This is a genomic window from Maribacter sp., assembly GCA_020629415.1.
Lineage (GTDB): Bacteria > Bacteroidota > Bacteroidia > Flavobacteriales > Flavobacteriaceae > Maribacter > Maribacter huludaoensis.
Map to the genome: position 1 here is coordinate 1 of JAHDDL010000062.1, position 10,767 is coordinate 10,767.

General features: G+C 37.5%; 7 protein-coding genes. 2 read left to right on the forward strand and 5 right to left on the reverse strand.

The window, feature by feature from the left end; all coding sequences use genetic code 11:
- Window positions 1–19 precede the first annotated feature (19 nt).
- The 3 genes from QZ657_RS16445 to QZ657_RS16455 are packed head-to-tail and all read right to left on the reverse strand — an operon-like array spanning window position 20 to window position 5,401.
- Window positions 20–1,444, reverse strand: coding sequence for a SusD/RagB family nutrient-binding outer membrane lipoprotein (locus QZ657_RS16445; protein WP_291968146.1), 1,425 nt, complete (start codon window positions 1,442–1,444; stop codon window positions 20–22).
- 10 nt (window positions 1,445–1,454) lie between these two features.
- Window positions 1,455–4,658: a SusC/RagA family TonB-linked outer membrane protein gene (locus QZ657_RS16450; protein ID WP_291968147.1), complete on the reverse strand. Its 3,204-nt coding sequence runs from the start codon at window positions 4,656–4,658 to the stop codon at window positions 1,455–1,457.
- A 53-nt stretch (window positions 4,659–4,711) separates the two neighbouring features.
- Complete coding sequence (locus QZ657_RS16455) at window positions 4,712–5,401, reverse strand: DUF2064 domain-containing protein (protein WP_291968148.1); 690 nt, start codon at window positions 5,399–5,401, stop codon at window positions 4,712–4,714.
- Window positions 5,402–5,774: 373 nt separating this feature from the next.
- Between QZ657_RS16455 and QZ657_RS16460 the strand changes: the two genes are divergently transcribed.
- Together QZ657_RS16460 and QZ657_RS16465 are read left to right on the forward strand one after the other, a co-directional pair.
- Complete coding sequence (locus tag QZ657_RS16460; protein ID WP_291968149.1) at window positions 5,775–7,289, forward strand: Do family serine endopeptidase; 1,515 nt, start codon at window positions 5,775–5,777, stop codon at window positions 7,287–7,289.
- Window positions 7,290–7,367: 78 nt separating this feature from the next.
- The gene (locus QZ657_RS16465) at window positions 7,368–8,141 is read left to right on the forward strand and encodes a patatin-like phospholipase family protein (RefSeq protein ID WP_071340835.1); all 774 of its coding nucleotides are present in this window, start codon (window positions 7,368–7,370) and stop codon (window positions 8,139–8,141) included.
- A 4-nt stretch (window positions 8,142–8,145) separates the two neighbouring features.
- Here QZ657_RS16465 and QZ657_RS16470 read toward each other — a convergent pair whose 3' ends face one another.
- Both QZ657_RS16470 and QZ657_RS16475 read right to left on the reverse strand, forming a co-directional pair.
- Window positions 8,146–9,993: an SLC13 family permease gene (locus tag QZ657_RS16470; protein WP_291968150.1), complete on the reverse strand. Its 1,848-nt coding sequence runs from the start codon at window positions 9,991–9,993 to the stop codon at window positions 8,146–8,148.
- Between the two features lie 159 nt (window positions 9,994–10,152).
- A partial coding sequence (locus QZ657_RS16475; protein WP_291968151.1) for a 2Fe-2S iron-sulfur cluster-binding protein occupies window positions 10,153–10,767 on the reverse strand: 615 nt, incomplete at its 5' end.

Here is a 10,767-nt window from a genome sequence, read left to right on the forward strand (position 1 = left end):
CTCCTAACTCCTAACTCGGTTATTCATCCCACCACACAGGTACATTAATACTATTGCCATCCGTGTTATTTGAAGCTTGGGTAAAATTGGCATTATTTAATGCTTCTTCTTCAGATGGATAAGGCATACGGGTAGGTATCAAATTATTGTTTAAACTAGCCGATATTGTTTTCAATTGCGGAAAACCCGTTCTTCTATACTCTATCCAACCTTCATAACCGTTTATTGAATTTGCAATCCATTTTTGAGTAATGATGTTCTCTATAGTATTGCCGTTATCAAACGGGGCATCTTCTGTTAGGTAATTTTCAGGTAGTTCTACCTGCCAATAGGCAAATGCCTGTGTTACGCCGGTATTGTATAAAGTTTGGGTATCTGCAGAAATGAATCCTCTTTCAGCAGCTTCGGCCAACAAAAAGTGGGTTTCCATACTGGTCATAAAATTCGCATCCAATAAACCGGTGTTTTCCCTAAAAATGGTACCTAATAATGAGTAATCTGCCAATGATACCCCAACTGATGCGTCTATACCGTTCAAAAGCCCATTGTATTCACCATCTGCACTGTTGGCAAAAGGTTGGTACAGACGACCAATACGAGGATCGTTCAAGTTGGTCAAAATTTCATCCATAGTTTCAGAAAGTACATAGTTGTTAAAGTCCCCAACCCTAAGTTGCGCAAGTCTAAAACTATTAGGTTCACCATCGGTAAAGTTGAAAATGGCATTTTCTTCATTATCATCAATGAAATTACCTTCGCTTACTATGGTCTGTAATTGCGAGGCAACATCTATTTTATTAGAAACCCTCATCAAGTATTTTATCTTCAATGAATTTGCAAAACGAATCCATCCATCTAAATCACCATTAAAGAGAATATCTCCCTCTAAAGCTATGGTACCTGAATAATTCTGAATGGCTAAAATTCCTTTGTCAAGATTGTCAAAAACACCACCTTCATCCATGTAAATTGATTCCTGAGTGTCATAGGACGGAGTAACCGTTTCTGTATCTCCTTGAAATGCTTCTGAATAGGGAGCATCACCAAATAAATCTGTTAACCCGGCCGCCATGTATGCCTTCATAATTCTTGCCGGACCTTCATAAACGGCATATGCAGCATTCTCTTGGGACAATTTTAATATGATTTCATTATCCCTTAAGTTTTGATAGAATATAGGCCACGGATTACCACCTAATTGGGGCGACTTTAAATCATGCCTGTCAAATAAGTTAAAGTCTAGAGCGGTACTATATTGTCCTAATAGGTTACCGGCAGTAAAACCTTCATAAGAAATTTGTTCCCCATAGTCATAAATTACCTGTCTTAACAAAAGACTAGGTTGTACGGTTACGGGATCGTTGGTGTTCGTATTAATTTCCTCAAAATCTTTTGTGCAGCCAATGACCAACAATAAGATTAAAATGCTATATATATGTTTCATCTTTTCTTTCTTAAAAATTAAATCCGGCTTTAAAACCTATACTTCTTGTTGTGGCATAAGACATATCTTCAACACCACTAATAAATCCTTGTCCCTGTACTGCTAATTGCTCTGGGTCAAAATGCGGATTCTCTGTTATAGCAAATAAGTTCTTTCCTATTAATGATAAACTCAACGTAGCATCTTGGTTAAACAGGCTAAGATTGTTAAACGTGTAACCAATAGAAAGTTGGCGTAGCTTTAAAAATGATGCATCATAGGTGTTGTTTTCCTCATGATTTCTATCATAAAATTGACGATAGTAACTTTCTGCGGAAACCGCTACAGTATTTGCTTCATAAACCGGATTGTCATCGGTACCTGTATTTACTATACCCTCTGGTACAATACCTGTTTCTGGTCTAAAGGCCGTTTCTGCCAACTGACCACCAACATTTCCTAATGCCCTTGTTCTAGAAACTATGATTCCACCTTGTCGCCAATCTAATAGAAAGCCCATATTCCAATTTTTATAATTGAATTGGTTGTTGAAACCCAGCATAAAATCGGGATTATAATTACCCAATTTTTGTAATTCATTGTCTGGTATATATCTACCCTCATCGGTTAAAATGAAATCTCCATTTTCATTTTTTAAGTATCCGGTTCCATATAGATCTCCTACGCGACCACCTTCTTCTGCCTGTAAAAATACCGTTTGGTTTTGACTGTCGTAGATTCTAGAGTACGCCAAAGTTAATCGCCCTTCATCTTGCGGTAAACTTTCTACGGTTGACCTATTGGTACTAAAATTTAAGGTGCTGTTCCATTTAAAATTTTGACTTATTATAGGGGAAACACCTACTATGACCTCAAGTCCTTTAGAGCGAACTTCACCTCCATTGACCACTTGTTGTGTATATCCTGAAGAAATGCCTATAGGTAATGAGATAATTTGATCCTTCGTCAATGCATTGTAATAGGAAACATCAAAGCGAAGTTGATCATTGAAAAAGCGTAGATCAGCACCCACTTCAAATGAGGATGTCAATTCAGGAACAAGATCGGCATTTGCAATAGTGTTTGAATTGCTGAATGTGGGTTGCCCATTAAATGGCGTTTGTGCTACAAATGCACCTGTAGTTTGGTATGGGTCTGTGTCATTACCAACCTGTGCCCAACTTGCTCGTAACTTTGCAAACGAAATTACCTCAGGTAAATTGACCACCTTGGATACTATAAAACTACTGGATACCGATGGATAAAAGAAAGAGGTATTATCTACTGAAAAAGGGGTAGCCAAAGCGCTAGACCAATCGTTTCTTCCGGTGACATCCAAAAATAGAAAATCCTTATATCCAATTTTTGCTAAGCCATAGAAGCTGTTGATTCTCTTGTTTGATTCAAATTCGAAAACTTCAATAGGTGATGCTGCGTTAGATAACCTAAAAATACCCGGTTGTGCCAAACTTGTAGTTTGCGATTGTGAGGTAAATGCTTTTTGGTCTAATCGGTTTCCACCTAAAGAGACATCTATATTAAAATCATTGAACTGATTGGTATAATTTAATAAAAAATCAGTGTTTACTTCCCTATAGAATACATCGTGCTCCGCATAACCACCATTTGCAAAACGATTAGAACTATAGGCTCTTCGCAATTGGCGTAGTTCACTGGAATAGTCCATCCCTGTTCTAACTGTTGCCGTTAAATGATCTGTGATATCATAGCTAGCGGAAATATTTCCGAATACCCTATCTCTATTGAACGAGTTTCTGTTTTCATTAAGAATGAAATATGGATTATCAAAAAAGGTATAGTTGTACGAGTATTGTTGTATACCCTCTAAACCTGGTTGCCAGTAATTTTTTAGATTCTCTATATTCAGCGAGCGTGGTCCCCAAGCAACCAAAGAATAGTTTGCGTTTTCCGACCCATAACCGTTAGACGGTCTGTTTTCAGAATTAGAATTGATATAACTTAAAGATGAATTGATGCGTAATTTATCTATTGGCTGAAAATTGAGTCGTGCACTCACTGTTTGCCGGTCTAAATCAACACCCGGTATAATAGATTCGCTTCGTAAATCTGTAAATGAAAGTCGGTAATTACCGGTATCAAATCCGTTGGAAATAGCAATATTATTAATTAACGTAGTACCGGTTTCATAGAAGTTCTTTAGGTTGTCCGGTTGTGATCTAAATTCTGTAGGGGTGATAGGTATACCACTATAAAGAGCGGTGTCTCCACCTCTTACAACGGTACCGTCTGGCAAGGTAACCGGACTATCATATTGCGGAATAAGATTACCAATATCTAAACGTGGTCCCCAACTGTACGTAATAAGGTCATTGGTTCCACCACCTAATCCGTCTACAAAGGCGAACGCTCCTGAATTTCCTTGTCCGTATTCATTCTGGAAATCGGGCAATTGAAAAGCTGAATCCACAAAAAAGCTGGTGTTGTAACTAATGCCCAATCCTTTTGAATTATTGCCGCTTTTTGTTTCAATAATAATCACTCCGTTAGAAGCTCTAGTACCATATAATGCCGCAGCACTTGGTCCTTTTAAAACCGATACCTCTGCAATATCATCTGGGTTTACCTCCATGGCTCCGTTTCCAAAATCGATTTCTTGAAATCCGGCTGCCGCTTCATTGGTGAAATTAAAGACCGAATTATTGTTTATAGGAACGCCATCTACAATAAATAAGGGATTATTGTTAGAGAAAGAAGCTTCTCCACGAATGGTAATTTTAGAGGAGGACCCTACACCTGTAGCACCTTGGTTGATGGTTACACCTGCCAATTTACCCGAAAGGTTGTCAAGAAAATTGACCGATTTTACCTCGGTAACTCCTATGGCATCCAAGCTTTGAACTACATAACCTAATTCTTTGGTTTCTCGTTTTAGACCTAAAGCCGTTAATACCACTTCATCTAAGACCTCGGAAGAGTCGCCTAGGACTATATCAATTGTTCGTCTGTTGTTTATGGTAATTATTTTGGTTTCATACCCTAAAACGGAAAATTCAAGAGCACCGGAAAGTTCGGGTACATCAATGGTATATATGCCGTTTTCGTTAGTGGTAGTGCCGTTTAGCGTGCCAGACAAAACAATGTTGACATAAGGTATGGTATTTCCGTCGGTATCTTTTACGGTACCGGTAATTGTTTCTTGAGCATTGACCATAGTACATATAAACAAGGTCAACACTAGTAATAAGTGTTTCATATATAGTTTTTCGACTGGTTTTTCATTTATCCAACCATTGGATAAAGGGGGATCTAGATAAATGAAACCAAAGGCGAGCCCTTATTGTATAGAAAACTGTTTGGAAATAGACGAAAGAAGTGCTGGTTAGTGTAGTATAGACTTCTGTTTATTCGTAATATTGCTATGATCACCAATAGCAGGGTAGTTGGTAGGTCTTTTGAGAATGATAAAATAGCCTTTAAATCTTTTTCAGTATCCAGGTCCTGTAAAACGGGCAATTTTACCAATGCCGTTGATTCTTCTTGTAGCCACATGGTAATTTTGTGGTACAAGCCAAAGCGTTGCCAAGGTAGATCTTGAAATTCTCCTACCTCAAAATTCGATTTTTGTAAACCTAAAAGGTAAAAACCTCCATCAATAGATGGTCCAATAACGGACTTGCCCTTTGCCAATTGCTTGGCAGTATGTTTAAGTTGTTGAGTCTTTAAGTGCGGAGTATCGTTCCCTATGGTAATAACACTTGTAAAACCTTTTTCAAAAACGGAAGCTATTGCATTCGTGAAACGTTCACCAAAACTGTTGCCAATTTGATTTTCATCGGAAAAATGAAAAACGGGCAAACCTGTATTTTTTGCTTTACGAAGTGTGGCCGTGGTAAGAATGTTAAACAACTGTTCACCTTTGGCAATACCCTTATTAGCTAAATCTTCCTTAGCGGAATTAGCAAATACCAATATAGCAGTAGCACCTTGTGAATTCAATTTAATTTTCTTTCTCGTTGTTAAACTTACGTAAAAATAGGGCAAAGGTTTTTTAACTATACATAAATTGTATCATTAAAATATAAGATTCGCCTTACTTTAAGTCAAAATGTCAGTTTTAGACCAAGCAGTTTGTTTCTCTAAAACATTTTAGGGTTTACAAATTGCAAAAGCCTATAAACAAGCTATAATATCAGTTGATGAGCATAATTTTTATGCTTCAAGTACTATAATTTTAAGGTTACAGACCACTTAGTCTAAAAAATCCCTTAAAATTTCAAAAACTTTTAAATTTTTTTTAGCAATGACATGGCTATACATGGCATAGCTATTGACACTAGGCAGTTAGAAGAATATTAAAATTTATATACATATGAAATCAAACACAAATTCTAGAGGAGCTTGGAAGGTTTACTTCTTCTCAGCTATTATTGCCCTTGTCGTAAGTTACGGGGTAATTCATTTCAACAAAAAAGATGTAAAAGAGTCTAGCGGTGTAACCGTGGTAGAATCTATACCCGGGGCACAGGCATTATATACCAAAGACAACGATGGTAATATTAAACCATTGGATTTTACAGAAACTTCAGAGAAAGTTTTAGATGCCGTTGTTCATATTAAATCTACACAAACGGGATCATCATATCAAAATCAAGGTGCTCGTGAACTGCCTGATCCGTTCAAAGAGTTTTTTGGTGATATGTTCAAGGGGCAGTCTCCACAAGGATCCTCATCTAGACCTAGAGTAGGTACGGGATCTGGCGTGATCATCAATGATCAAGGATATATTGTTACCAATAACCATGTCATTGACAATGCGGATGAAGTTGAGGTAACCCTGTATAATAATCAATCGTACAAGGCTACGGTAATTGGTACGGATCCTACTACAGATTTGGCGCTATTACAGATCAAAGCAGATAATTTAAAAACCATGTCTTTGGTAAATTCCGATGATGTTGAAGTAGGTGAGTGGGTACTGGCCGTTGGTAATCCTTTAGGTTTGAACTCTACGGTTACTGCAGGTATCGTTAGTGCCAAAGCAAGAAGTATACATATAAATACCGATAAGTTTGCGGTAGAGAGTTTTATTCAGACAGATGCCGCCATCAACCCAGGTAATAGTGGGGGTGCATTAGTAAATTTAGACGGAAACCTAGTAGGGATCAATACGGCCATTGCAAGTACTACGGGTACGTATACAGGGTACGGATTTGCAGTGCCTAGTAATATTGTTACCAAGGTAGTAGAAGACCTATTGAAATTCGGTAATGTACAACGTGGTATGTTGGGGGTAACCATTAGAACTATGGATAGCAACTTGGCAAAAGAAAAAGATGTTGATTTTACCAAAGGTGTTTGGGTAGAGCAAGTTGGTGAGGATAGTGGTGCAGATTTAGCAGGAATGGAATCTGGTGATATTATCGTTAGCGTTAACGGAAAGGAAACGGCAACATCACCTAGACTTCAAGAAATTATTGCCGGTAAAAGACCAGGTGATAAGGTAACTATCGTGGTAAATAGAAACGGAAAGGAAAAAGAGTTTGAGGTTGAGCTACATAACTCTCAAGGTGGGACCAATTTTATCAAAAAAGAAAAGAAAGAGGTATTTAACCTTTTAGGAGCGGATTTTGAGAATGTGGATAAGGAAATCGCTAAAAAACTGAAAATAGATGGCGGTGTTAAGGTTTCTAAACTTTACCCTGGTAAAATTAAGAAGGAAACACAAATGCGAGAAGGGTTTATCATAACACATATAGATGGTAAACGTATCAATGATATTGAAGATGTAGCCGCTGTTTTGGAAAACAAAAAAGGCGGGGTAATGTTAGAGGGCGTTTATGAAGACGGAAGTAAATATTATTATGCCTTCGGATTGGATTCTTAGTCCGTATTTATGATTAATTTTATGCCAAGCGAATAATAGTATTCGCTTGGCATTTTTTTTGAAATTAATTTTAGATAGATGCAAATAGGTTCTAAGTCCATAGGTTTGGTACTTTCGGGCGGAGGTATTAGAGGCATGGCGCATATAGGTGTGATCAAGGCAATGCAAGAATTCGGTCTTGAGGCTAATGTGGTTTCGGGTAGTAGTATAGGTGCCTTGGTAGGTGCTTTGTATGCTGCGGATAAGCCCGTAGAAGATATGCTTCGGTTTTTTAAGGAAACGCCACTCTTTAAGTATAATTACTTTGCGGTTGCCAAACCCGGTTTGCTCAATAGTGAAAGTTATATTACTTCTTTTAAACAGTATTTTCCAGAGGATAGTTTTGCCGCCTTAAATAGGGAACTACATGTTGTGGCAACCAATTTGCAGAAAGGTGAAGAGCTGTTTATTCATGAAGGCGAGCTTATAAAACCCTTATTGGCCTCCGCTGCATTACCACCTGTTTTCAGTCCGGTGGAATATAATGGAGAATTATATGCAGATGGTGGGATCATGAACAACTTTCCTTCTGAACCGGTTTTGCCCAAGGTAGATTTTGTTATTGGAAGTAATGTATCTGTCGTATCTCAATTGGAGAAAAAGCACTTAAACAACTCATTTCAATTAACGGGCAGGGTTACCGGATTGATGATCTATGCCATTAACCGACAAAAGATCAATAATTGTCATTTGGTGCTTGAATCTAAAGAATTGGAACATATTGGCTTGTTAGATAGAAGGGGTATAGAAAAAGCCTACGCCATTGGCTATGAAGCTGCTGTTAAAAAGTTCGAGGAGGTATTTACCAAGTAGCTAATTACAACATAGCACTTAAAAGTAAGGTGCCCACGATCCAAAGCACTACGGATATAACCCCGCCGATTACTAAAAAGTGTTTGAATTTATAAATTCCCATACTGTAGATCAGCGCATTTGTTTGATATCCTAAGGGAGTAAAGAAACTGAAATTTGCCGCAAACATTACACAAAGAATAAATGGCTTGGGATCAAGACTTAATCCGCTGGCCAATGAAATCCCAATAGGTGCCATTATAATTGCCGTAGCATTGTTTGATACTACACTACTTAGTATCATGGTCGTTAAAAACAATAATCCTATAATGAATATAGGTTGCTCACCGGACATTAATGCCAACAGTTCTTCCGTGATCCATGTATCTGCCTTGGCATTGCTCATTGCTATACCTAGTGGTATCATACCTGCCAATAAGAAAATAATTTGCCAATTGATTTTCTCATAAATACGATTTAACTCTACGCACTTAAAAAGGAGCATAGCTAAGGTTCCAGTAATTACACTTGTCATTACTTCAAAAACTCCGGTAGCTGCCATGGCAATGGTGGCAATTAATATAAGGATGGATAAGTTTCTTTTAAACGGCGTGGCAGGTGCACGACCTTCATATTGGTTTAATACCGCTAGATTATTGCTGTTTTCAAAATTAGATACGTACTCGGGCTTGGTTTGTATCAATAATCGATCTCCTACATGAAGCTTTGTAAACTCATGATTGCTTTGATGTAGTCGGTTCTGAAGAATACGTAGCTTCTTTCGCTTGTTTACCGCTAAAGGGATTGCCCTTGGTATCAACATGGTTTTTAATTCAGATAAGTTTCTGCCTAAAAATTTAGAACCGGGTAACAGCAATAATTCTAACAAAAGGCTTTCATCATCTTCCTCATTATTTCCATCATTCTTTACTTGGGCATCACTAACTTTTTTGATTTGGGCATTTTTAGTGGATGTAAAATGGTCTTTGTCTTCCGAATCCACTTCAAAATAACCTTCGGCACGCATTTTTTGAAGGTTTTCCAAGCTACAGTGCAGAAGAATTATATCATTAGGTTGAATTAACAAATCATGATTCAATAAGTTTTGGTCAAAGCCTTTTCGTGTTAGTCGCAAAACGGTAATGTCAACTTCTTTGAACATGAAACTTTCACCTATTGGTTTATTTACCAAAGGAGAATCACTTTCTACCGTCACCGTCAAGAGGTATCGATCAAGGTCATAATTATCTGAAAGTTTACCAGTGTCTTTTGGCAAAAACCGATAAAAAAGGGCAATAATCCCCACTGAAATTCCTAAAAAAACAATGCCGGTCAATGTAAATTCAAAGAAACCCAATTTTTCACCGGTATACCTTGCGGCTATATTACTTACCAAAAGGTTGGTAGATGTGCCCATTAGGGTACAACTGCCCCCTAAAATACTTGCAAAAGATATAGGCAATAACAATTTGCCTGGGGGTAATTGATATTTTTCGCGCAGTTCTGCAACAATTTTAATAAACACAATGACCACGGCAGTAGAGCTTACAAAAGCAGAAATACTTCCCGCAATCAGCATTATAGCGACCATGGCCAGGACAACCGGCCAGTTCTTTAGCACCTTTAAGCCTTTTGCGAGATAAGATATGGCTCCATTTTCTTCAAGTCCGATCGCTAAGATCATTAGACATAGAATGGTGATTACGGCTTTGTTAGAAAATCCGCTGACGGCTTCTTCGGGTGAAACCAAGCCGGTCAATAGTAATGCGGCAATAATGCAGAAAGCGATTTTATCCATCGGAAAAACCTCAAAAGCAAATAAAATTATAACTACCGCAATGATGATAAAAACACCAATGATTTCTATAGACATACCTTTATCGAATTGAAAATACCATTAAAGGTATTTCAACCCCTTAAAAACAATAACGCAATCCAATTTAATTTTGCCTTTGAAAAGGTAGGCCAGGAAATAAAAAAACGCCATTACTATGTTATAATAATGGCGTTTTATAATTATACTAATATAGTTTTATACATCATCAAAATCTACCTTTATGGTAGGTGTGGTGGCATGCGCTTGACAGGTTAAAATAAATCCGTCTGCAATTTCCTTATCAGTCAAAATTTGGTTCATGACCATTTCAGCACTTCCTTCGGTTACTTTGGCTATACAGCTGCTACATACCCCACCTTGGCAAGAATATGGTGCATCAATGTTTTCTTTAAGAACGGCATCAAGAATTATGGTTTTTTTGTCCATTGTAAACTGAAATTCTTCATCATCAACAAGTACGGTAACTGCTGTTTGACCATCGGCCTGTATAGGTAGTTCCTCTTTTATTTCAGTGGGTGTAAAGAGCTCAAAATGGATTTTATCCTTATCTGCTTCATTCTCTATTAAAGTATCTTGTACCAAACGGATCATCTCCTCTGGTCCACATAAATAGTATCCATCAAAATCAACATCCTTATGCTTGTTCAATAGTGCATAATTTACGGTTGAGGTATCTATTCTACCAAATAAAGCCTTGTCTTCACGAGTTTGACTATTAGTGAAGTATACAAAAAACCGATTGGCATATTCTAGTTCAAGTTTTACCAAATCTGTATAGAACATAGTCTCTTCGTAAGATTTGTTTCCGTA